A 21,446-nucleotide genomic window follows, 5' to 3' on the forward strand; every position below is an offset into this window, starting at 1 on the left:
GATCACCCATGCGCTACGACTCCCCGCTGGCCGCGGTGGGCAACACCCCCTTGGTGCGCCTGCCGCGGTTGTCGCCGTCCCCGGACGTCCGTATCTGGGCCAAGCTGGAGGACCGCAACCCCACCGGCTCGGTCAAGGACCGCCCGGCCCTGCACATGATCGAGCAGGCGGAGAAGGACGGCCGGCTCACCCCGGGCTGCACGATCCTGGAGCCGACCTCCGGCAACACGGGCATCTCGCTGGCCATGGCGGCGAAGCTCAAGGGCTACCGCATGGTGTGCGTGATGCCCGAGAACACCTCGCAGGAGCGCCGGGACCTGCTCGGCATGTGGGGCGCCGAGATCATCTCCTCCCCGGCGGCGGGCGGCTCCAACACCGCCGTGCGCGTGGCCAAGGAGCTGGCCGCCGAGCACCCCGACTGGGTGATGCTCTACCAGTACGGCAACCCGGACAACGCGGGCGCCCACTACGCGACGACCGGCCCGGAGATCCTGGCGGACCTCCCCTCCATCACCCACTTCGTCGCGGGCCTCGGCACCACCGGCACCCTCATGGGCGTCGGCCGCTACCTGCGCGAGCACAAGCCGGACGTGAAGATCGTCGCCGCCGAACCGCGCTACGACGACCTGGTCTACGGCCTGCGCAACCTCGACGAGGGCTTCGTACCGGAGCTGTACGACGCCTCCGTGCTCACCACCCGCTTCTCGGTCGGCTCCGCCGACGCGGTCACCCGCACCCGTGAACTCCTGCAGCAGGAGGGCATCTTCGCGGGCGTCTCCACCGGCGCCGCCCTGCACGCGGCGATCGGAGTCGGCAAGAAGGCGGTGCAGGCCGGCGAGAGCGCCGACATCGTCTTCATCGTGGCCGACGGCGGCTGGAAGTACCTCTCCACCGGCGTCTACACGGCGGCCACCACCGAGGAGGCCATCGCGACGCTGCAGGGCCAGCTCTGGGCATAGCGCCCCGCTCTACGGGCCAACTACGCGCCATCCCCCTCCTATGAGGGGGCTAAGCCCATCCTATGGAGGGGCAAAGAATTCCCTCCGGTACTGCCGGTGACTCTCGGGCCAGGGCTACGTTCCTCCCGCACCCTGTCATGTCACGCTCACCCGACATACAGGGCGTCTGTGAGTGTCATGCTCATGACTGCGCGGTTCTGCCGCCGCTACGCGCGTCACGGGCCTGCCCAACCAGTGCGAGAAACCCCACTTCCCCATGGAGGCAGTACCCCATGCGTGAGTCACGCCCGAGCGGGCGGCGACGGAGTCTGCGAAGACTCTTCTCCATCGCCCTCCCCGCCCTCGCCCTGACCGTCGCCGGACTCGCCGCGGCACCCGCTGCCGGGGCCCAGGCCGCCGCCGCTCCCGCGCCCCACATCTCCCGGGCCGCGCAGAACGCCAAGGCCCTGACCGCCCCGGAGCGCCAGACCTTCCACTCGACCGGCAAGGCCGGCCAGAAGGTCCCCACGACCCATCTGTGCGCCACCGCCAAGCCGGGCCACGCGTCCTGCTTCGCCCAGCGCCGCACCGACATCAAGCAGCGGCTCGCCTCGGCGGTCGCCGCGGCCGCGCCCTCCGGCCTCTCCCCGGCCAACCTGCACAGCGCCTACAACCTGCCCTCGACGGGCGGCAGCGGTCTGACGGTCGCCATCGTCGACGCGTACAACGACCCCAACGCCGAGGCGGACCTGGGCACTTACCGCTCCACCTACGGCCTGTCCGCCTGCACCAAGGCCAACGGCTGCTTCAAGCAGGTCAGCCAGACCGGCTCCACCACCTCGCTGCCCACCAACGACACCGGCTGGGCGGGCGAGGAGGCGCTGGACCTCGACATGGTCAGCGCGGTCTGCCCGAACTGCAGCATCATCCTGGTCGAGGCCAACTCCGCGAACGACACCGACCTCGGCATCGCCGAGAACGAGGCCGTCTCGCTCGGTGCCAAGGTCGTCTCCAACAGCTGGGGCGGCTCCGAGTCCTCCTCCCAGACCAGCGAGGACACCCAGTACTTCAAGCACCCGGGCGTCGCCATCACCGTCTCCTCCGGTGACTCCGCCTACGGCGCCGAGTACCCGGCGACCTCCCAGTACGTGACCGCCGTCGGCGGCACCGCGCTCACCACCTCCTCCAACTCCCGTGGCTGGAGCGAGTCGGTGTGGCACACCAGCTCCACCGAGGGCACCGGCTCCGGCTGCTCGGCGTACGACGCGAAGCCGAGCTGGCAGACCGACACCGGCTGCACCAAGCGCATGGAGGCCGACGTCTCCGCGGTCGCCGACCCGGCCACCGGCGTGGCGGTCTACGACACCTACGGCGGCTCCGGCTGGGCGGTCTACGGCGGCACCAGCGCCTCCGCCCCGATCGTCGCCGGCGTCTACGCCCTCGCGGGCACCCCGGGCTCCAGCGACTACCCGGCGAAGTACCCGTACCAGCACACGAGCAACCTGTACGACGTGACCAGCGGCAGCAACGGCTCCTGCTCCACCTCGTACTTCTGCACCGCGGGCACCGGCTACGACGGCCCGACCGGCTGGGGCACCCCGAACGGCACCACCGCCTTCACCGCCGGCACCAGCACCGGCAACACGGTGACCGTCACCAACCCCGGCAGCCAGTCGACCACCACCGGCGGCTCGGCCAGCCTGCAGATCCACGCCACCGACAGCGCGGGCGCGACCCTGACCTACAGCGCCTCCGGCCTGCCCACCGGCCTGTCCATCAACAGCTCCTCCGGCCTGATCTCCGGTACGGCGTCCACCGCGGGCACCTACCAGGTCACGGTCACCGCGAAGGACTCCACCGGCGCCTCCGGCTCGACCTCCTTCACCTGGACGGTCGGCTCCTCCGGCGGCACCTGCACCTCGGCCCAGCTGCTCGGCAACCCGGGCTTCGAGTCGGGCAACACCACCTGGACCGCCTCCAGCGGCGTCATCACCAACGACTCCGGTGAGGCCGCGCACGGCGGCTCCTACAAGGCCTGGCTCGACGGGTACGGCTCCTCCCACACCGACACGCTGTCCCAGTCGGTGACCATCCCGTCCGGCTGCAAGGCCAGCTACACCTTCTACCTGCACATCGACACCGCCGAGACCGGCAGCACCGCGTACGACAAGCTGACCGTGACCGCCGGTTCGACCACCCTGGCGACGTACTCGAACGTCAACGCCGCCTCCGGGTACGCGCAGAAGACCTTCGACCTGTCCTCGTTCGCGGGTCAGACGGTCACCCTGAAGTTCAGCGGGGTGGAGGACTCCTCCCTCCAGACCAGCTTCGTCGTGGACGACACCGCCCTGACGACCAGCTGAGCCGTACGGCAACCGGATCCCGCACCCGGAAGATTTCCTTCCGGGTGCGGGATCCGTCCGTGCCGGTGGTACGTCTCATCTGCACCAGGAGGCCGGCAGACGGCCACGGCAGAAAGGCGGACACCCATGCGCCGTACGACGCCCATCGCTTTCGCGGCGGCAGCGCTGCTCCTCGCGGGCTGCGGCTCCCAGAGCGGCGGGGACAACGGCAGCGGAACCGGCTCCGGCTCCGGGGACAACGGCAAGGTGTCACCGTCGGCATCCGCCCCGTCGTCCGGCAGCGGCTGTGTCACCCACGTGGAGCTGACCGCCGCCGACAACGGCCGTACCGTCTGCCTGGCCAAGGGCGGCGAGCTGCGGCTCACCCTCGACGGGACCAAGAGCCGTCCCTGGAAGCCGGTCACCGCGAGCGGCTCGGCCCTGAAGGCGATCAACGCGGGCTTCGTCCTGCAGCCGGGCGACGCGAGCGCCGCCTACCAGGCGGTGGCGGCCGGCAAGACCGAGCTGACGTCCTCCCGTCCCCTGTGCGCCGAGCCCACGGCCCCCGGCCAGGTCTCCTGCAAGGGCATCGAGGAGTGGAAGGTCACCGTGACCGTGCCCTAGGGGGCGAGGTGTCTGACCTGGTCCCACAGGACCGGGTCCACCACGCCCACCCGGCGCCGGAAATCGCCGAACGGCACCTCGCGCAGCTCGTCGGTCTGCAGGAAGCTGGGCCGGCCGTGGGCGTTGCCGACCGCGCCGGGCGGCAGCGGGATCACCCCGGCGCGCTCGTCGTGGTACTTGCTGGTGATCTTCGCGACCGTGGCCCGGTCGCCGCGCACGGCCAGCACCAGACAGGGCCGGTCCTTTACTTCGGCGCGGTCCTCGTACGACACGTTCGCCCACCAGATGTCCCCCGGGTGCGGACGCGTCGTCACCCTGGCCCGGCCGCCGGGGCGCCCGGGCGGCCGCAGCCGGCGCCCGCCGGGCCGGCGGCCCCGGCCCCAGCCGTCGACGAGCGTGGCGACCAGCGCGAGCAGTACCACCGCCGCGAGCGCCAGCCACCATGACGTGTCCATACGGACGACGTTACCGGCGTGCGAGCAGCGGCGCGCGCCCTCCTGTGAGCTGCATGCGCCCCCGGTCCAGCCGAACCGGTGACACCACAGGTGAGTTCGCCCACAACGGCCCCTGGCGGAGGAGCGACCCGCCCTTTTGCGCCTTACGCTCGACAAACCGCACGACCCCCGTCTGCCCCCTTCCCGACCCCTCTCCCGCTTCCCGTCCATCGGTTTTCCGCCAACGGAGGTTTCTGCTTCATGAAGCTCACCGTCGTCGGCTGTTCGGGGTCGTTCCCGTCCGCGGAATCGGCCTGTTCGAGCTACCTCGTAGAGGCCGACGGCTTCCGGCTGCTTCTCGACATGGGCAATGGCGCCCTGGGCGAGCTGCAGCGCCACTGCGGTCTTTACGACCTCGACGCGATCTTCCTCAGTCATCTGCACGCCGATCACTGCATCGACATGCTCGGGTACTTCGTCGCGCGCTACTACCGCCACGACGGCGGCCGCTGCGACCCGATCCCGGTCTACGGCCCCGAGGGCACCGAACACCGTTTGACCACGGCGTACGCCGACACCCCCTCCGCGTCCTCCATGAGCGAGGTCTTCGACTTCCACACGGTGAAGCCGTCCACGTTCGAGATCGGCCCGTTCACCGTGCACACCGAGCGGGTCCGCCACCCCGTGGAGGCGTACGCCATCCGCGTCGAGCACGGCGGAAAGTCCCTGACGTACTCCGGCGACACGGGCGTCAGCGAGGCGCTGGACGAGCTGGCCCGGGACACCGACCTGTTCCTGTGCGAGGCCGCGTTCACGCACGGCAAGGAGAACATCCCCGACCTGCACCTCAACGGCCGTGAGGCGGGTGAGACGGCGGCCCGCGCGGGCGTGCGGCGCCTGGTCCTCACCCACATCCCGCCGTGGACCGACCCGCAGGTCAACCTCGCGGACGCGCGCGAGGTCTTCGCGGGGCCGGTGGAGCTGGCCGCGCCGCGGGTCACGTACGAGATCTGACCCCGCCCGCAGACACGAGAAGGCCCCCGGAGCCGCACTGGCTCCGGGGGCCTTGGGTCTGCCCGGGGGGAGGGGCTCACGCCTTGGTGAGGTCCTCGATCTCCTCCTCGGGCTCGCGGCCCGGGGTGGGGAGGTTGAACTTGACGATGGCGAAGCGGAAGACGACGTAGTAGATCGCGCCGAAGACCAGGCCGACGGGGATCAGCAGCCAGGGCTTGGTGGAGATGCCCCAGTTGATGAACACGTCGGTGAGGCCGGCCGAGAAGCTGAAGCCCATGTGCATGCCCAGCGCCCAGGTGACGGCCATGGACAGCGCGGTCAGCACGGCGTGGATGGCGTACAGGATCGGCGCGATGAACATGAACGAGAACTCGATCGGCTCGGTCACACCGGTGACGAACGAGGTCAGCGCCAGCGACATCATCATGCCCATCACGGCCTGGCGGCGCTCGGGCCGGGCGGTGTGCGCGATGGCCAGGGCGGCGGCCGGCAGACCGAACATCATGATCGGGAAGAAGCCGGTCATGAACATACCGGCGTGCGGGTCACCGGCGAAGAAGCGCGGCAGGTCGCCGTGGAAGACGGTGCCGGCGGAGTTGGTGTAGTCGCCGATCTGGAACCAGGCCACGGAGTTGACGAACTGGTGCATGCCGATCGGGATCAGCGCACGGTTGATCAGACCGAAGAGCGCCGCGCCGAAGGAGCCGAGGCCGGTCATCCACTCACCGAAGTTGGTGATCACGTCACCGATGGGCTGCCAGCCGAGGACCACCAGGACACCGAGGGCCGCGCCGACGACGGACATGATGATCGGCACCAGACGACGGCCGTTGAAGAAGCCGAGCCAGTCCACGAGCTTCTTGCGGTGGTAGCGCTGCCACAGCACGGCGGTCAGCAGACCGAGGATGATGCCGCCGAGCACACCCGGGTTCTGGAAGGTCGCGGCCGTGGCGGCCTCGTGGCCCTTCTGCCAGAAGCCGCCGAAGGGGGCGACGGGCGTGTAGGTGGCGCCCTCGTGGCCGTCCTTGATCGGGAACTGGTGGATCACCGCGTAGTAGGTGAGGAAGCTGACCACGGCGGCGAGCGCCGTCGAGCCGTCGGCCTTCTTCGCGAAGCCGATGGCCACGCCTATGCAGAACAGCAGGGGCAGTCCGAAGGAGCTGTCGAACAGGACACCGCCGGCCCCGGCGAAGACCTTCGCGACATCGGCCGGCAGGTGCAGCTTGTCCCGCACATCGGGCTGGCCGAGGCGCATCAGGAGCCCCGCCGCCGGCAGCACGGCGATCGGGAGCTGCAGGCTGCGTCCTACCTTCTGCAGGCCCTGGAACAGACCTGATCCCCACTTCTTCGTGGGGGCCGCCGTGGGCGCGGTGGCGGTGCTCATAGACTTCCTCCATCGGGTGGTGGTCTACACCACTCAGTGGTGTAGACCTGTTGTAGCACGATGAAGGCGGGATAAGGAACCCACGAATCCGCTCACAGTTTGGTGACGTCCTCGACCTCCTCCTCGGGCTCGCGCCCGGGCGTCCTGAGGTCGAACTTCGTGATGGCGAACCGGAAGATCACGTAGTAGACCGCCGCGAAACACAGGCCGATCGGGATGATCAGCCAGGGCTTGGTGGCCAGGTTCCAGTTGATGACGTAGTCGATGAGGCCGGCCGAGAAACTGAAGCCGTCGTGCACCCCGAGCGCCCAGGTCACCGCCATCGACACCCCGGTGAGCACCGCGTGGACCGCGTACAGCAGGGGGGCGATGAACATGAACGAGTACTCGATCGGTTCGGTGATGCCGGTGACGAACGAGGTCAGCGCGACCGAGAGCATCAGACCGCCCACCTCCTTGCGGCGGTTCGGCCGCGCGCAGTGGGTCATCGCCAGCGCGGCCGCGGGCAGCGCGAACATCATGATCGGGAAGAAGCCCGAGGTGAACTGGCCCGCGTTCGGGTCCCCCGCCAGGAACATGTTGATGTCGCCGTGCACCACCTTGCCCTCGGGCGTCGTGTAGCTGCCGAACTGGAACCAGATGGGCACGTTCAGGAACTGGTGCAGGCCGATGACGAGCAGCGCCCGGTTGGCGACGCCGAAGATGCCCGCGCCCCAGGACCCCGCGTCCCGCAGCCAGTGGCTGAAACTCTCCAGGGCGTCACCGACCGGCGGCCAGATCCACAGGCACACCGCCGCGAAGACGATGGCGACGAACGACATGATGATCGGGACCAGGCGGCGCCCGTTGAAGAAGCCCAGCCAGTCCACCAGCTTGGTGCGGTGGAAGCGGGCCCAGAAGAACGCGGCCAGCAGACCCATGACGATGCCGCCGAAGACACCCGGGTTCTGGAACGTGAACGAGGTGACCGACCCCGCCTGGACCTGGCAGCCGATGTCCGGGATCGTCTTCGAGCCGGGTGGGCACTGCTGCGGGAACTGGTGCAGCACGCCGTAGTAGACGAGGAAGCCCGCCACCGCCGCGAGGGCCGTCGAGCCGTCCGACTTGCGGGCCATGCCGATCGCGACGCCCACGCAGAACAGCAGCGGAAGGCCGATCGAGCCGTCGAGCAGCGCCCCGCCCGCCCCCTTCATCACCTTCGAGACGTCCGTCCAGCCCAGGCCGTCGGCCCCGAACACGTCCGGCTGGCCAAGCCGGTTCAGGATGCCCGCCGCCGGCAGCACCGCGATCGGCAGCTGCAGGCTGCGGCCCATCTTCTGCAAGCCCTGGAAGAGGGTGTTCCAGCGGGCGCGCGCGGGGCTGACCGTGCTGTCGGCGCTCATGGACGTCCTCCCGGGCAGCTCGGCCGGTACGCGGTTTGGCGACCGTACCCCCGGTGGTGTAGACCAGTTGGCGGACGGTTCCGCTGTCGTGATCGCCATCATTCGGCACGCACGGCATGACCGCTCGCAAAGATGGGCCAACTGTGGGTTACTGCGACAAAGCGGTTCGGATCAGGGAGAAGGAACATGGCCAGCAAGGCTGAGAAGATCGTCGCCGGCCTCGGCGGCATCGACAACATCGAGGAGATCGAGGGCTGCATCACCCGGCTGCGCACCGAGGTCTCCGACCCCTCGCTGGTCGACGAGGCCGCCCTGAAGGCCGCGGGCGCCCACGGCGTCGTCAAGATGGGCACCGCCATCCAGGTCGTCATCGGCACCGACGCCGACCCGATCGCCGCGGAGATCGAAGACATGATGTGAACCCTCGGGTTCACCGGTAAGGGGCTCTTCCCACCTAGGGGGGAGCCCCTTCCGTCGCTCCGGATAGGCTCGTGGTCATGTCTCGAATCGACGGCCGCACTCCTGAACAGCTCCGCCCGGTCACCATCGAACGTGGCTGGAGCAAGCACGCCGAGGGCTCCGTCCTCGTCTCCTTCGGCGACACCAAGGTCTTCTGCACCGCCTCGGTCACCGAAGGCGTCCCGCGCTGGCGCAAGGGCAGCGGCGAGGGCTGGGTCACCGCGGAGTACGCCATGCTGCCCCGCGCCACCAACACCCGCGGCGACCGCGAGTCCGTCAAGGGCAAGATCGGCGGCCGTACCCACGAGATCTCCCGGCTCATCGGCCGCTCCCTGCGCGCCGTCATCGACTACAAGGCGCTCGGCGAGAACACCATCGTCCTCGACTGCGACGTCCTCCAGGCCGACGGCGGCACGCGTACGGCGGCCATCACCGGCGCCTACGTCGCCCTCGCCGACGCCATCTCCTGGGCCCAGGGCAAGAAGCTGATCAGGGGCGGCCGCCAGCCGCTGACCGGCACGGTGTCGGCGGTCTCGGTCGGCATCGTCGGCGGCGTGCCCCTCCTCGACCTCTGCTACGAGGAGGACGTCCGCGCCGAGACCGACATGAACGTCGTCTGCACCGGCGACGGCCGCTTCGTCGAGGTCCAGGGCACCGCCGAGGCCGAGCCCTTCGCCCGCGAGGAACTGAACGCCCTGCTCGACCTCGCCGTCACCGGCTGCACCGAGCTGACCGCGATCCAGAAGGCCGCGCTGGCCGCCACGCTCGAAAAGTAAAGGGCGCGCCAAACCCGGGGGCACGGAAGGGCAACCCCCGCCCGTTCCTCAGCGTCCGTATGGGTACGGGCGCACGGCCCACCTCCGTGCGCCCCGCCAGTTGTATTCAGGGGAGGGAACACCACCATGGCCGCCAGCCGACGCCGAGGCCGTCTCACCGCCGTCGCCGCCGTCATAGCGACCGCCGCGCTCACCGCCGGCCTGACCACCGGCTGCGACGCCGTGAACAAGGCCCTGGACTGCGTCCAGACCGCCGACTCCATCGCCGACAGCGTCACCGACCTCCAGCAGGCCGTGGAGAACGCCTCGAACGACCCGACGCAGCTCGACCAGTCCCTCGCCCGCATCGACAACAACCTCGACAAGATCGGCGACAAGACCGACAACGCCGACGTCAACAAGGCGGTCGACAACCTCAACAAGGCCGTGCAGAACGTCCGCACGGCCATCAAGAACGGCGACAACACACCGGACGTCAGCCCGGTCACGGACGCGGCGGGCGAACTGACGAAGGTGTGCACGTCGTAGCTTCTCAGCCGACCGAGTCGGGATGGGGGTCCCCCGCGCGAGCGCAGCCGAGCGTGGGGGAGGGTGGGCACAGGACGGGGTCTGGGGCGGAGCCCCGGGGACGTCAGCGCCCACCCGGGGGTCTCAGGACCCCTTGAGCCTGCGCCGCTCCTTGTGCTCCAGCCGCTCCTGACGCCGCTGTTCCTTCAGTCGCTTCTGCTCGGCCCGGGTCACCTTGCGCTCCACGCCGACCCCGCCCCAGAAGGCGAAGCCGCCGATGACCACCCGCGGCGCGCCCAGCTCGGTCAGCCCGTCGTCCCTGGGGTGCTCGAAGCCGCCCATGACGCCGATCCCGCGGACGACGACGTCGACGCCCGGCGGCACGATCACCTGCATGCCGCCCATGATCGCCACACAGTTGATGTGGACCTCGTTGCTCGCGAAGTCCGCCTCCCGCAGATCGATCTCGCCGCCGCCCCAGAAGGCGAAGGCGGTGAACTTCTTCGGCACCGTCCAGCGCCCCTTGCGCTGAAAGCCCGACATGACGGCGACCGCTCCCGTGGACGACCCCTCGCCCCCGACGATCCGGCCCGCCCAACTCCCGCTCTCCACCGGTTCCTTGGTGAAGGAGACCGGAGCCGGCGCCACGGCCCCGCCCGCCGGCAGATCACGGGTGATCGGCGTCAGCTCGGCGTACGTACGCGCCTTGTACGTCGCCTCCAGCCGCTCCTCGAACTCCTCCATGTCCAGGCGCCCCTCGGCGAGGGCGTCCCGCAGGACCTCGGCGACCCGCTCACGGTCGGCGTCGGATGCACGGAGTTCCGGGACTGCGTCGTCGGTCATGGCAGAAGCCTACGAGAAGATGCCCACGAAGAGATGCCCACGACAAGACGCCTACGAGACGGCCTTCTCGGCGTACATCTTCGCGATGACGGCCTCGATGTCAGGCTCCCGCACCGACAGATCCACCAGCGGATACGCGGCCGCGATGGCCGCCACCAGCGGCGCCGCCGACTGCCCCGCCGGGAAGGCCAGCCACTGCCGCGGCCCCTCCACCCGCACCACCCGGCACGGCGGCACCTCGATCGGCGGCAGCTCCCGCTCCAGGTCCACCACCAGCGTCCGCTCGCCCTCCCCGGCCTCGTGCAGCCCGGCGAGCGGACCGTCGTACATCAGCCGCCCGTGGTCGATCACCATCACCCGCGAGCACAACTGCTCGATGTCCTGCAGGTCGTGCGTCGTCAGCAGCACGGTCGTCCCGCGCTCGGTGTTCAACTCCTTCAGGAAACCCCGCACCTTGGCCTTGGACACGACATCCAGACCGATCGTCGGCTCGTCCAGGTACAGCACCTCCGGATCGTGCAGCAGGGCCGCCGCGATGTCCCCGCGCATCCGCTGCCCCAGCGAGAGCTGCCGTACCGGCACGTCCAACAGGGCGCCCAGCTCCAGCAGTTCCACACACCGATCCAGGTTCTCCCGGTAACGGGCGTCCGGGATGCGGTACATGCGGTGCGCCAGCCGGTAGGAGTCGATCAGCGGCAGGTCCCACCACAGCGTCGTCCGCTGCCCGAACACCACCCCTATCCGGTGCGCCAGCCGCGTCCGCTCCCGCGAGGGATCGATCCCCGCAACCCGCAGCCGGCCCGCGCTCGGCATCAGAATGCCGGTCAGCATCTTGATCGTGGTCGACTTCCCGGCGCCGTTCGGCCCGATGTACCCGACCATCTCCCCGCGCGCCACGGTGAACGAGATCGAGTCCACCGCCCGCACCTGCCGCCGCTCCCGCTTCAGAAACCCGGCCTTCTTGCGCACCTCGAAGACCTTCTCGACCCGGTCCACCTCGATGAACGCGTCCACCGCTAACTCCCTGTACTCCGATACGACCGAAGGCCCGCCCGCCACGCCAGCCCCGCCGCCGCGCAGCACACCACCGCCACCAGCGGCGGCGCGAAGGCCGCCCACTCCGGCATGCCGCCCAGCGGATACGGCTGCCCCAGCACATAGGCCGCCGGCACCCAGTTGACGAAGGCCAGCGGGAGCATGAACGTCACCCCGCGCACCAACTCCTTGCCGAACACGGTCGGCGGGTACTGCAACAGCGTCTGACCGCCGTACGTGAACGCGCTCTGCACCTCGGCCGCGTCCTGCGCCACGAACTGGAAGGCCGCCCCCGCCACGAACAGCGCGGAGAAGATCACCCCGCCGCAGACCAGCATCCCCGGCACCATCAGCACCTTGACCGGCGTCCAGTCGATGTCCGACGCGACCAGCGCATAGCCCAGCACCAGCGTCCCCTGCGTGATCCGGCCGATCCGGCGCAGCGCGAACCGGTCCGCGGCGACCTGCGCCAGCACGGGTGCGGGCCGCACCAGCAGGGTGTCCAGCGTGCCGTCGCGCACCCGGGAGCCCAGCCGGCCCGCCGAGCCGATCGCCAGGTCCGCGATCCCGAAAGAGGTCGCCGACAGCCCGTACAGGAACGCGACCTCGGGCAGCGAGTAGCCCCCGAGCACGTCGACCCGCGAGAACATCAACAGGATCGAGACGAAGTCGAGCCCGGTCACCAGCACACCGCCGAACGCGGTCATCGCGAAGGACAACCGGTAGGTCAGCGTGGAGCGGATCCACATCCCCGAGATCAGCCGGTAGGCGCGCAGCCCCTCGGTCACGGCGTTGTACCGACCCTCACCCACCCTGAACCACCACCCGTCGCGCCGCCGCCGTCTGCAGCAGCCGCCCGGCCGCCAGCAGCACCACCGCCCACGCCGCCTGGAAGAGGAAGGCGGGCAGCGGGTCGGCCTTGCCCATCAGCACGTCCGCGGGCACCTGGACCTGCGCCGCCCACGGCAGCGCCCGTACGACCTCGCCGAGCGTCCCCGGGAACGCGTTCAGCGGCAGGGTCATCCCCGAGCAGAAGATGCCGGTGACCATCAGCGCCTGCAGCGCCCCCGTGCCGTCCATCAGCCAGAACCCGGTCAGAGCCACCAGGTAGCGGATCCCGAAGCTGACGATCATCGCGAGCGCCACGGCGACCAGGAAGGCCAGCCAGGTGCCCGGATCGTCCGGGATCGCCGTCGGGAAGACGAGCGCCCCGAAAGTGAACGGGATCACCCCACGCCCGAGCAGCTGGAACAGCGCCCGCCCCAAATCGTTCGAGAGCCACCACACTTGGAGGTCCGCCGGCCGGTACAGATCGATCGCGACCTCACCCGTACGGATGCGTTCCATGAACTCGGTCTCGAAGCCGCCCCCCTGAATCGCCAGCGTCGCGTACAGCGCCTGACCCAGCCATACGAAGGTGACCGCCTGCGCCTGGTCATAGCCTCCGAGGTGCGGTTTCTCGTCCCACAGTGCCAGGTAGGTGTACACGAGGATCAGCCCGAAGACCGTGTTGGTGAACACCCCTGCCGCAGTGGCCGCCCGATACGTCGCGTACCGTCTGAATCCCCCCGCCGCGACGGCCGCGTACAACCGTCCCGCGCCCACAACAGTCGACCTCCCTGGACCGCTCGACACCGAAGCGCAGGAGCCTAGTCCGGAGGCCCGGCGACCGGCCACGCATTTTCCGCCCCGGAAGCGTGCCGGAATCCGGGAACGGAACGCCAGGTGCGAGAGTCTTCAAACTGGGGGCGCAGAAGGCGTACGAGGCGTACGGGAAACGTACGACGCGAAACAGGAGTCCGTGCACGAGATGAGCGACGAGCCGCAGCCGCAGCAGCACACCGAGGGCGGGGCACCAGAAGAACCGCTGCCGGCTGAAGTGCCCGGAGACCCGGGGGCCACCACCCGGAGCCGCCAGGAGCGGACTCCGAGAACACCCGACAGCACCGCCACATCCGAGAGCGCCAGGTCCGGGGGCCGAGAGGCCCAGGACCGAGCCCGGGCCGGCCAGGACGAGGGCCGGGACCAGCGCGGCCCGGGACAGGACCAGGGCCGCCCGGGTTCGGCTGCGGGGTCGGCTCGGGGTGCTTCGGGTCGGGATCAGGTCGGTGCGGGTCAGGAGCGGTCGGGGCGGGACCAGGACGGTTCGGCTGTCCGGGCGGCTCAGGGTGCCCACGGCCGGGATCGGGTCCAGCAGGATCAGGGCCGGGCGGACCAGGACCGGTTCCGTGGTGGTCAGGACCGGCCGGGTCAGGGGGCGGCTGCTCGGGGTGCCCAGGGCCCGGATCGGGGCCGGGACGGTTCGGCGGGTTCGGGTGCCCAGGGGCCGGCGGGCGCGGCGGACCAGGGAGATCGGACGTCCGGGGGCCAGTCGCTTCCGGGTGCCGGTGCTGACCAGGCCGCGCGGGCGCGTCGGGCGGCTCTGGCTGCCCAGGCGAGCCGTGCGGGGAGGACCGGCACGGAGGGCCGGGGGATCGAAGGGGGTCCGGGGGCCGAGGGGTCCCAGAGGCCTCAGGGGTTCCAGCAGCCCCAGCAGCCCCAGCAGTCCCAGTCGTCTGCGGGGGCTCAGGGGTCTGCCGAGTCTCGTCAGCCCGAGAAGCCCCAGGCATCCGACAGGTCCCAGGCATCCGGGAACGTTCAGGGAGCCGAGAAGCCCCAGGCAGCCAGGAACGTCCAGGGACCGGAGAAGCCCCAGGGCTCTGCCGGGCCCCGTCCGTTCGACAAGCCCCAGGCGGGGCAGGCGTCCGTGGGGTCCCGTCTCCCCGGGCAGTCCCAGGCCTCCTCTTCACAGTCCGGCGAGTCCCAGAAACGGGCCGACTCGGCCATGACGTCCCAGCGGGCCGGAGTGCCCCAGCAGTCCGGCCGGGCCCAGGCGGCCGACAAGGCTCACGACTCCGGGCAGCCCGCAGCCGAGAGCACCCAGGTCCTCCGGCGTATCAAGGCACCCCGGGCACCCCAGGAAGGGAACCCGGCGGCCGACACCGGTAAGGCGGCCGCCGCCTCCCAGGCCTCCGGCGAGCCCCCGGCACCCGCCGAGACCACCCAGGTCCTCCGCCGGGTCAAGGCCCCTCGACAGGCCGAGCCGACCCAGCCGAGCCAATCGAACCGCCCCGGCAAGGCGAGCCCCGCTGCTCAGGCTGCCGCCGCGAGCGGTGCCGCCATGGCCGGGGCCTCCGCCGCTGCCGCCCCGAAGTCTCCGGCCGGCGCCGGCGCAGTGGCCGCCGCCAGCGGCTCCGCGGCCACGGCCGGTGCTGCCACCACCCGCACCACCCGCACCACTTCCACGCCCTCCACCCCCCAGACCCCCGACGAGCCCCCCACCCCCCTCGCAGACAGCGGCGGCCCTGGCGGCCCCGGCGGCGGCAAGGGCAAGAAGCCCAAGCGCCCCAAGCGCACCGGCTGGCGTCGGCTCATCCCCACCTGGCGCATGGTGCTCGGCACCTTCGTGATCGGTGTCCTGCTGATCATCGGGCTGTTCTTCCTCGGGTACTCCCTCGTGAAGATCCCGCCCGCCAACGCCCTCGCCACCAAGCAGAACAACGTCTACCTCTACGCCGACGGCTCCCAGCTCGCCCGCGACGGCCAGATCAACCGCGAGAACGTCACCCTCGCCCAGATCTCCAAGGACGCCCAGCACGCCGTCCTGGCCGCCGAGGACCGCGACTTCTACACCGAGTCCGCCGTCGACCCCAAGGCCATGCTCCGCGCCGGCTGGAACACGGCCACCGGCAAGGGCAAGCAGTCCGGCTCGACGATCACCCAGCAGTACGTGAAGAACTACTACCTGGCCCAGGAACAGACGGTCACCCGTAAGGCCAAGGAGTTCTTCATCTCGATCAAGCTGGACCGCACCAAGTCCAAGGACCAGATCCTCGAGGGCTACCTCAACACCAGCTACTTCGGCCGCAACGCCTACGGCATCCAGGCCGCCGCCCAGGCCTACTACGGCCGGGACGCCGCCGCCCTCGACCCGGCCCGCGCCGCCTACCTCGCCGCCCTCGTCAACGCACCGAGCGAGTACGACGTCGTAGCCCACCCCGAGAACAAGTCCGCCGCCCTCGCCCGCTGGAACTACGTCCTGGACGGCATGGTCAAGAAGGGCTGGCTCAGCGAGTCCGAGCGCGCCGGCATGAAGTTCCCCATGCCGAAGGAGCAGACCATCTCCACCGGCCTCTCCGGCCAGCGCGGCTACCTCGTCAACGCCGTCAAGGACTACCTCTCCGAGAACAACATCCTCACCAAGGACCAGCTGGAGATCGGTGGCTACCGCATCACCACCACCATCCAGAAGGACAAGCAGGACGCCTTCGTCAAGGCCGTCGACGACCAGCTGATGTCCAAGCTGGACAAGAAGAACAACAAGGTCGACAAGTCCGTCCGGGCCGGCGGCGCCTCCGTCGACCCCAAGACCGGCAAGGTCGTCGCCATGTACGGCGGCATCGACTACGTGAAGCAGTACACCAACGGCGCCACCCGCGGTGACTTCCAGGTCGGCTCCACCTTCAAGCCGTTCGTGTTCACCTCCGCGGTCCAGAACGGCTCGACCACCCAGGACGGCCAGACCATCAGCCCGAACACCTACTACGACGGCACCAACAAGCGGCCCGTCCAGGGCTGGAGCGGCGGCGCCTACGCCCCGGAGAACGAGGACTCCAAGTCCTACGGCGACATCACCGTCCGCAAGGCCACCGACCTGTCGGTGAACTCCGTGTACGCGCAGATGGCCGTCGACGTCGGCCCCTCCAAGGTCAAGCAGACCGCCGTGGACCTCGGCATCCCCGCCGAGACCAAGGACCTCCAGCCCTACCCGTCCATCGCCCTCGGCACCGCCACCGCCAGCGTCCTGGACATGGCGGAGGCGTACGCGACCCTCGCCAACCACGGCAAGCACGGCACGTACACGATGATCGAGAAGATCACCAAGGACAGCACCCAGGAGATCAAGCTGCCCGACGCGCCCGTCAAGCAGGCCGTCAGCCGCGAGGCCGCCGACACCACCACCTCCATCCTGCAGAGCGTGGTCCAGACCGGCACCGCCACCGCCGCCCAGGCCGCCGGCCGCCCCGCCGCCGGCAAGACCGGCACCGCCGAGGAGGACACCGCCGCCTGGTTCGCTGGCTACACCCCCGACCTCGCCACCGTCGTCTCCGTCATGGGCCAGGACCCGGTCACCGCCGCCCACAAGCCGCTGTACGGCGCGCTGGGCCTCCCGCGCATCAACGGCGGCGGCGCGCCCACCCAGATCTGGGCCCAGTTCACCAAGGACGCCCTCAAGGGCAAGCCGGCCAGCGACTTCGACCTCCAGCTGCAGCAGGGCGCCGACGTCCAGGCACCCGGCACCCAGGCCCCGACCGACGGCGCCACGACCCCCGGCGGCCAGGACACCGGCGGCACCACCACCGACGGCGGCCAGGACAACGGCGGCCCGACCGGCACCCCGACCGACGGCACCACCACCGGAACCCCCACCGACGGCGGCACCACCGGCGGCGGCACGACGACGGACGGCGGTACGACCACCACCGACGGCGGCGGCACCACCGACGGCGGCGGCACGACCGGAGGGACAACAGGAGGCGGTACGACAACCGGAGGCGGCACCCCCGGCGGAACCACCGGGGGAGGCACCACCACAGGCGGCGGCACCGACGTCGGCACCACGGACGGCGGCGCCACAGCAGGCCAACCGTAGTGACCGGCTTCGACCGTCAGTGACCGCTGGTCGCCTTCAGCCCCACCACGGCGACCAGCAGCAGACAGACGAAGAAGATCCGGGCGGCGGTGACCGGCTCACCCAGCACCACCATGCCGAGCACCGCCGCCCCGGCCGCCCCGATCCCCACCCACACGCCGTAGGCGGTACCGATGGGCAGCGACTTGGCGGCATACGACAGCAGCACCATGCTGGCCACGATCCCGGCACCGGTGAACACACTGGGCACGACCCGCGTGAACCCGTCGGTGTACTTCATCCCGATCGACCAGCCGATCTCCAGCAGACCGGCCACGACAAGCAGCACCCAAGCCACGACAAACACCTCCGAGACAAACAGAACGACTCTTCTCAGGTGCGTCGTCTTTGCCTGCATCCCGGTACGGCGCGTCTCGTCGGGCTCCTTCGAACATAGCAAAGGAACGACAAAAGGGGCTGGTGACAACAGTCACCAGCCCCTTACAGCTTGTGAATCAGAGGTACAGGGCCGGCCTCAGAGATACAGGCCGGTGGAATCCTCGCCGCCCTCGAACCGGTCGGCGGCCACCGCGTGCAGATCCCGCTCCCGCATGAGCACGTACGCCACGCCCCGCACCTCGACCTCGGCCCGGTCCTCCGGGTCGTACAGGACCCGGTCACCCGGCTCCACGGTCCGTACGTTCTGCCCCACCGCGACGACCTCGGCCCAGGCCAGCCGCCGCCCGACCGCCGCGGTCGCGGGAATCAGGATGCCGCCGCCCGACCGTCGCTCGCCCTCACCGGCGTCCTGCCGCACGAGAACCCGGTCGTGCAGCATCCGGATGGGCAGCTTGTCGTGCTGAGGGTTGCTGTTTCTGTTGGCGCTCACGCCTCGAACCTACCTGCCTCGGACCGGCCCGTACGACCCCGGGCCACCACTCGTCTCCGCCCCGATCAGCGCTTACGCCGCCGCGACCCCAGGGCGAACAGCCCCACGACCCCCACCACAACCAGCGCGACAGGCACGACCCGCTCCAGCCGCGGCGCGCCCTCCTCATCCACGAACCGCGCCCGCACCTCACTCACCACCCGGTTGACCTGGACGTAAGCCCGCCCCACCGTGTGATCGATATTGGCGACGACCTTGGCCTTGGCATCCGCGACGATCGTCTGCGGATGCACCCGCACCCCGATCTCGTCGAGCGTCTCGGCCAGCACTTCGCGACGGCGCTTGATGTCCGCCTCGATCTGCGCCGGGGTTCTGGTGTCCGACGTGTCCGCCACCGTACGGCCTCCGAAGTCTCCTGATGCTGTTCCGGACAGTCTGTCAGCTCCAGCCGCCACCGTGCCGCAACGCCCCCCGTTACGCTGGACCGATGAGCGAGCGACTCCAGCCCGGGGACGTGGCCCCCGCCTTCACCCTCCCCGACGCCGACGGCAACGAGGTGTCCTTGTCGGACCACAAGGGCCGCAAGGTCATCGTCTACTTCTACCCCGCGGCCCTCACCCCCGGCTGCACCAAGCAGGCCTGCGACTTCACGGACAACCTCTCCCTCCTGGCCGGCGCCGGCTACGACGTCATCGGCATCTCCCCCGACAAGCCGGAGAAGCTGGCCAAGTTCCGCGAGAAGGAGTCCCTGAAGATCACCCTCCTCGCCGACCCCGACAAGAAGGTCCTCGACGCCTACGGCGCCTTCGGCGAGAAGATGAACTACGGCAAGACGTACATGGGCGTCATCCGCTCCACGGTGATCGTCGACGAACAGGGCAAGGTCGAACGCGCCCTGTACAACGTCCGCGCAACGGGCCACGTGGCCAAGATCATCAAGGATCTGGGGATCTGAGTCCCAGACGTCACGTTTCTGCTGCTCAACGGCCCGAACCGGGGTGACCCGGCGCGGGCCGTTTTCCATTCCGTGCGTGACTGTCCGATAACCGGTTCGTTACTCCGTACGGGCTGCGAACGCGCGGCCGGGACGGAGGGGGCTCGATGGGGGCCAGTGCGTACACCAAGGAGCGGCTGGAGGAGGCGGCTCGGGGGGCGCGGAATTTGTCGGAGGCGCTGGAGAGGCTGGGGGTGGATCCGACGAGCTCGACGCGGCACTACATCCGGGGGCGAATGAAGAAGCTTGGCGTGGACACCTCGCACTTCGAGCGGGAGGGGGTGAAGTGGACGAGGGCAATCCTTGAGCAGGCGGTGGCGGCTTCGACGAACATGTGTGAGGTGCTGCGCCGACTCGAGGTCGACGTCGTCGGCGGGCAGCACACGCACATCAGCCGCCGGATCAAGGCGTACGGCATCGACACTTCGCACTTTCAAGTGCCACGGCGAGGTGGCGACGCCAGGCCTCGTCGGACGGCAGAAGCCGTGCTCGTCGAGCTGCGGGACACACAGGCCCGGCGAGTCCCGAGCGACCGCCTCAAGCAGGCGCTTCTCGCGCAGGGCCTGGAAGAGTGCTGTGCCCTGTGCGGAATCGAGGCGGTGTGGCGGGGGAAGCCGCTGCCCCTGTAGGTCGATCACATCGACGGCAACTGGCGCGACAACCGTATCGACAACCTGCGCTTCCTCTGCCCCAACTGCCATTCCGCAACAGACACTTACCGGGGCCGTGGCAGGGATGCCCGGTGAGCAGCGGTGTGCAGTACCCCCGTGAGCGGCTGGAAGAAGCTGCCGCACAGTGCTCCGATATCGACGAGGTCATCGCCTTTTTGGGTGCGCGGTCGTACGCCAACCTCCGGCGATATCTCATGAAGCGATTCGCTGACTTCGGCATTGACGTGTCTCATTTCGCCCACCATGGCAGGCGTCCAAGTCCCACCCACGGTGAACTGCGTGGGGCGGTCGCCGAGTCGGCATCCCTCAAAGAGGTGCTGCGACGTTTGGATCGCCCGGACAACCACTGGCAACGTGCGCTGCTGCGTCAGTGGATCGCCGAAGAGGACATCTCGACCGCCCACTTCCTCGGGCAGGGTCACCGGCGCGGTAAGCGGAGCCACAACGCCAAAGGCCCCGAGGATATCCTGGTTCGCCATGACGGCACGCGTCGGACAGGGACTGTGCTGCTGCGTCGTGCACTCCGGGCCGTGGGAGTACCGGAACGGTGCGCAGATTGCGGGGTCGAGCCGGAGTGGCTCGGCAAGCCCATGACACTGGAGGTCGACCACGTCAACGGGGATTGGAGTGACGACCGGCGCGAGAACCTGCGGTTGCTGTGCCCCAACTGCCACGCGATTACCAGCACCTGGTGCAGGGGAGGCAGAAGGCGGCCAGCGACTCCCGGTACGATGGCAGGCGGCTAGCGGCGGTGGCGCAATGGCGACGCAGCAGACTTAGGATCTGTGGCCCTTGATCGGGCTTGAGGGTTCGAATCCCTTCCGCCGCACATGAACGGCCTGTGAATCGAAGGTGCGACTCGCAGGCCGTTTTTGCGCCCTCAGTCCAACAACTCCCGCACAACCGGCACCAGCGCCCGAAACGCCTCCCCCCGATGACTGATGGCGTTCTTCTCCTCGGGGCTCAGCTCGGCGCAAGTCCGCGTCTCGCCCTCCGGCTGCAGGATCGGGTCGTAGCCGAAGCCGTTGGTCCCCGAGGGGGCGTGCCGCAGGACACCCCGCAGCCGGCCCTCGACCACCCGTTCCCTCCCGTCCGGCAACGCCAGCGCCGCCGCACACGCGAAGTGGGCGCCCCGGTGTTCCTCCGCGATGTCGGAGAGCTGGGCCAGCAGCAGCTCCAGGTTGGCCTTGTCGTCGCCGTGGCGGCCTGCCCAGCGGGCGGAGAAGATGCCGGGGGCGCCGTTCAGGACGTCGACGCAGAGGCCGGAGTCGTCGGCGACGGCGGGCAGGCCGGTGGCCTGGGCCAGGGCGTGGGCCTTCAACAGGGCGTTCTCCGCGAACGTCACCCCGGTTTCCTTGACGTCGGGGATGTCGGGGTAGGCGTCCGCGCCGACGAGTTCGTGGGGGAGTCCGGACTCGGCGAGGATCGCCCTCAGCTCGGTGATCTTTCCGGCGTTGCGGGTGGCGAGGATCAGGCGGGTCAT

21 protein-coding genes, 1 tRNA gene, 1 pseudogene and 1 riboswitch are annotated in these 21,446 nt (G+C 69.7%); of the genes and pseudogenes, 12 read left to right on the forward strand and 11 right to left on the reverse strand.

Annotated elements, in window-relative coordinates; all coding sequences use genetic code 11:
• Window positions 1-8: 8 nt before the first annotated feature.
• The 3 genes from CRP49_RS18585 (at window position 9) to CRP49_RS18595 (ending at window position 3,904) form a co-directional block, all read left to right on the forward strand.
• Window positions 9-959, forward strand: a complete 951-nt coding sequence (locus tag CRP49_RS18585; RefSeq protein WP_097254379.1) for a PLP-dependent cysteine synthase family protein — start codon at window positions 9-11, stop codon at window positions 957-959.
• Window positions 960-1,231: 272 nt separating this feature from the next.
• Window positions 1,232-3,301, forward strand: coding sequence for a putative Ig domain-containing protein (locus tag CRP49_RS18590; RefSeq protein WP_097254380.1), 2,070 nt, complete (start codon window positions 1,232-1,234; stop codon window positions 3,299-3,301).
• Window positions 3,302-3,427: 126 nt separating this feature from the next.
• Window positions 3,428-3,904, forward strand: a complete 477-nt coding sequence (locus CRP49_RS18595) for a hypothetical protein (RefSeq protein ID WP_097254381.1) — start codon at window positions 3,428-3,430, stop codon at window positions 3,902-3,904.
• Here CRP49_RS18595 and CRP49_RS18600 read toward each other — a convergent pair.
• Window positions 3,901-4,359 carry a type II toxin-antitoxin system PemK/MazF family toxin gene (locus CRP49_RS18600; protein ID WP_097254382.1) on the reverse strand — a complete coding sequence of 153 codons (459 nt, stop codon included), beginning with the start codon at window positions 4,357-4,359 and terminating at the stop codon, window positions 3,901-3,903. The two genes, CRP49_RS18595 and CRP49_RS18600, sit on opposite strands and share 4 nt — an antisense overlap.
• A 240-nt stretch (window positions 4,360-4,599) precedes the next feature.
• Here CRP49_RS18600 and CRP49_RS18605 point away from each other — a divergent pair, with 240 nt between their 5' ends.
• Entirely contained in the window at window positions 4,600-5,352 is a 753-nt protein-coding gene (locus CRP49_RS18605; protein WP_094217802.1) for an MBL fold metallo-hydrolase, read from the forward strand.
• A gap of 76 nt (window positions 5,353-5,428) precedes the next feature.
• On the opposite strand, the gene CRP49_RS18610 is transcribed toward CRP49_RS18605, so the two are convergent.
• Together CRP49_RS18610 and CRP49_RS18615 are read right to left on the reverse strand one after the other, a co-directional pair.
• The gene (locus tag CRP49_RS18610) at window positions 5,429-6,736 is read right to left on the reverse strand and encodes a PTS transporter subunit EIIC (protein ID WP_097254383.1); all 1,308 of its coding nucleotides are present in this window, start codon (window positions 6,734-6,736) and stop codon (window positions 5,429-5,431) included.
• 92 nt (window positions 6,737-6,828) lie between these two features.
• The gene (locus tag CRP49_RS18615) at window positions 6,829-8,118 is read right to left on the reverse strand and encodes a PTS transporter subunit EIIC (protein WP_097254384.1); all 1,290 of its coding nucleotides are present in this window, start codon (window positions 8,116-8,118) and stop codon (window positions 6,829-6,831) included.
• Window positions 8,119-8,304: 186 nt separating this feature from the next.
• Between CRP49_RS18615 and CRP49_RS18620 the strand changes: the two genes are divergently transcribed.
• The 3 genes from CRP49_RS18620 to CRP49_RS18630 all read left to right on the forward strand — a co-directional run bounded on the left by CRP49_RS18620 (window position 8,305) and on the right by CRP49_RS18630 (window position 9,881).
• The gene (locus tag CRP49_RS18620; protein WP_030782705.1) at window positions 8,305-8,538 is read left to right on the forward strand and encodes a glucose PTS transporter subunit EIIB; all 234 of its coding nucleotides are present in this window, start codon (window positions 8,305-8,307) and stop codon (window positions 8,536-8,538) included.
• Between the two features lie 77 nt (window positions 8,539-8,615).
• Entirely contained in the window at window positions 8,616-9,353 is a 738-nt protein-coding gene (rph, locus tag CRP49_RS18625) for a ribonuclease PH (protein ID WP_097257431.1), read from the forward strand.
• Between the two features lie 126 nt (window positions 9,354-9,479).
• On the forward strand, window positions 9,480-9,881 hold the full coding sequence (locus CRP49_RS18630) for a hypothetical protein (protein WP_097254385.1): 402 nt from the start codon (window positions 9,480-9,482) through the stop codon (window positions 9,879-9,881).
• 123 nt (window positions 9,882-10,004) lie between these two features.
• On the opposite strand, the gene CRP49_RS18635 is transcribed toward CRP49_RS18630, so the two are convergent.
• Genes CRP49_RS18635 through CRP49_RS18650 form a run of 4 tightly spaced genes read right to left on the reverse strand, consistent with a single transcriptional unit; the run spans window position 10,005 to window position 13,343 of the window.
• The gene (locus CRP49_RS18635) at window positions 10,005-10,703 is read right to left on the reverse strand and encodes a DUF1707 domain-containing protein (protein ID WP_097254386.1); all 699 of its coding nucleotides are present in this window, start codon (window positions 10,701-10,703) and stop codon (window positions 10,005-10,007) included.
• 51 nt (window positions 10,704-10,754) lie between these two features.
• Entirely contained in the window at window positions 10,755-11,762 is a 1,008-nt protein-coding gene (locus CRP49_RS18640; RefSeq protein ID WP_097257432.1) for an ATP-binding cassette domain-containing protein, read from the reverse strand.
• Window positions 11,720-12,487 carry an ABC transporter permease gene (locus CRP49_RS18645; RefSeq protein WP_097257433.1) on the reverse strand — a complete coding sequence of 256 codons (768 nt, stop codon included), beginning with the start codon at window positions 12,485-12,487 and terminating at the stop codon, window positions 11,720-11,722. Before CRP49_RS18645 ends, CRP49_RS18640 begins: the two co-directional genes overlap by 43 nt.
• A 55-nt stretch (window positions 12,488-12,542) precedes the next feature.
• Window positions 12,543-13,343, reverse strand: coding sequence for an ABC-2 family transporter protein (locus tag CRP49_RS18650; protein WP_097254387.1), 801 nt, complete (start codon window positions 13,341-13,343; stop codon window positions 12,543-12,545).
• 1,219 nt (window positions 13,344-14,562) lie between these two features.
• Between CRP49_RS18650 and CRP49_RS18655 the strand changes: the two genes are divergently transcribed.
• The gene (locus tag CRP49_RS18655) at window positions 14,563-17,430 is read left to right on the forward strand and encodes a transglycosylase domain-containing protein (RefSeq protein WP_097254388.1); all 2,868 of its coding nucleotides are present in this window, start codon (window positions 14,563-14,565) and stop codon (window positions 17,428-17,430) included.
• Between the two features lie 16 nt (window positions 17,431-17,446).
• On the opposite strand, the gene CRP49_RS18660 is transcribed toward CRP49_RS18655, so the two are convergent.
• The 3 genes from CRP49_RS18660 to CRP49_RS18670 all read right to left on the reverse strand — a co-directional run bounded on the left by CRP49_RS18660 (window position 17,447) and on the right by CRP49_RS18670 (window position 18,693).
• Complete coding sequence (locus CRP49_RS18660) at window positions 17,447-17,767, reverse strand: multidrug efflux SMR transporter (RefSeq protein ID WP_097254389.1); 321 nt, start codon at window positions 17,765-17,767, stop codon at window positions 17,447-17,449.
• Between the two features lie 38 nt (window positions 17,768-17,805).
• Window positions 17,806-17,877, reverse strand: a riboswitch (guanidine-III (ykkC-III) riboswitch).
• Between the two features lie 67 nt (window positions 17,878-17,944).
• Window positions 17,945-18,247, reverse strand: a complete 303-nt coding sequence (locus CRP49_RS18665; RefSeq protein WP_373560395.1) for a co-chaperone GroES — start codon at window positions 18,245-18,247, stop codon at window positions 17,945-17,947.
• A gap of 116 nt (window positions 18,248-18,363) precedes the next feature.
• Window positions 18,364-18,693: a DUF3618 domain-containing protein gene (locus CRP49_RS18670; RefSeq protein WP_097254391.1), complete on the reverse strand. Its 330-nt coding sequence runs from the start codon at window positions 18,691-18,693 to the stop codon at window positions 18,364-18,366.
• A 92-nt stretch (window positions 18,694-18,785) separates the two neighbouring features.
• On the opposite strand from CRP49_RS18670, the gene bcp reads away from it, so the two are divergent.
• From bcp to CRP49_RS18690, 4 genes and pseudogenes are all read left to right on the forward strand, one after another.
• On the forward strand, window positions 18,786-19,253 hold the full coding sequence (gene bcp / locus CRP49_RS18675) for a thioredoxin-dependent thiol peroxidase (RefSeq protein WP_097254392.1): 468 nt from the start codon (window positions 18,786-18,788) through the stop codon (window positions 19,251-19,253).
• A gap of 146 nt (window positions 19,254-19,399) precedes the next feature.
• Window positions 19,400-20,038: pseudogene (locus CRP49_RS18680) on the forward strand (HNH endonuclease signature motif containing protein).
• On the forward strand, window positions 20,035-20,709 hold the full coding sequence (locus tag CRP49_RS18685) for an HNH endonuclease (RefSeq protein ID WP_097254393.1): 675 nt from the start codon (window positions 20,035-20,037) through the stop codon (window positions 20,707-20,709). Before CRP49_RS18680 ends, CRP49_RS18685 begins: the two are co-directional and overlap by 4 nt.
• Window positions 20,709-20,792, forward strand: a tRNA-Leu gene (locus CRP49_RS18690). Before CRP49_RS18685 ends, CRP49_RS18690 begins: the two co-directional genes overlap by 1 nt.
• Before the next feature lie 51 nt (window positions 20,793-20,843).
• Here the strand turns inward: CRP49_RS18690 and rdgB are convergent.
• Window positions 20,844-21,446 (reverse strand): RdgB/HAM1 family non-canonical purine NTP pyrophosphatase, encoded by a 603-nt coding sequence (gene rdgB, locus CRP49_RS18695; RefSeq protein ID WP_097254394.1) that lies wholly within the window; start codon window positions 21,444-21,446, stop codon window positions 20,844-20,846.

Source organism: Streptomyces sp. Ag109_G2-15 (assembly GCF_900215565.1).
Lineage (GTDB): Bacteria > Actinomycetota > Actinomycetes > Streptomycetales > Streptomycetaceae > Streptomyces > Streptomyces diastatochromogenes.

Coding starts and splice junctions, on each gene's coding strand:
- CRP49_RS18585 (WP_097254379.1), top strand. CDS start 9: ATGCGCTACGACTCCCCGCTGGCCGCGGTGGGCAACACCCCCTTGGTG.
- CRP49_RS18590 (WP_097254380.1), top strand. CDS start 1,232: ATGCGTGAGTCACGCCCGAGCGGGCGGCGACGGAGTCTGCGAAGACTC.
- CRP49_RS18595 (WP_097254381.1), top strand. CDS start 3,428: ATGCGCCGTACGACGCCCATCGCTTTCGCGGCGGCAGCGCTGCTCCTC.
- CRP49_RS18600 (WP_097254382.1), bottom strand. CDS start 4,359: ATGGACACGTCATGGTGGCTGGCGCTCGCGGCGGTGGTACTGCTCGCG.
- CRP49_RS18605 (WP_094217802.1), top strand. CDS start 4,600: ATGAAGCTCACCGTCGTCGGCTGTTCGGGGTCGTTCCCGTCCGCGGAA.
- CRP49_RS18610 (WP_097254383.1), bottom strand. CDS start 6,736: ATGAGCACCGCCACCGCGCCCACGGCGGCCCCCACGAAGAAGTGGGGA.
- CRP49_RS18615 (WP_097254384.1), bottom strand. CDS start 8,118: ATGAGCGCCGACAGCACGGTCAGCCCCGCGCGCGCCCGCTGGAACACC.
- CRP49_RS18620 (WP_030782705.1), top strand. CDS start 8,305: ATGGCCAGCAAGGCTGAGAAGATCGTCGCCGGCCTCGGCGGCATCGAC.
- rph (WP_097257431.1), top strand. CDS start 8,616: ATGTCTCGAATCGACGGCCGCACTCCTGAACAGCTCCGCCCGGTCACC.
- CRP49_RS18630 (WP_097254385.1), top strand. CDS start 9,480: ATGGCCGCCAGCCGACGCCGAGGCCGTCTCACCGCCGTCGCCGCCGTC.
- CRP49_RS18635 (WP_097254386.1), bottom strand. CDS start 10,703: ATGACCGACGACGCAGTCCCGGAACTCCGTGCATCCGACGCCGACCGT.
- CRP49_RS18645 (WP_097257433.1), bottom strand. CDS start 12,487: ATGTGGATCCGCTCCACGCTGACCTACCGGTTGTCCTTCGCGATGACC.
- CRP49_RS18655 (WP_097254388.1), top strand. CDS start 14,563: ATGACGTCCCAGCGGGCCGGAGTGCCCCAGCAGTCCGGCCGGGCCCAG.
- CRP49_RS18665 (WP_373560395.1), bottom strand. CDS start 18,247: ATGCTGCACGACCGGGTTCTCGTGCGGCAGGACGCCGGTGAGGGCGAG.
- bcp (WP_097254392.1), top strand. CDS start 18,786: ATGAGCGAGCGACTCCAGCCCGGGGACGTGGCCCCCGCCTTCACCCTC.
- rdgB (WP_097254394.1), bottom strand. CDS start 21,446: ATGACCCGCCTGATCCTCGCCACCCGCAACGCCGGAAAGATCACCGAG.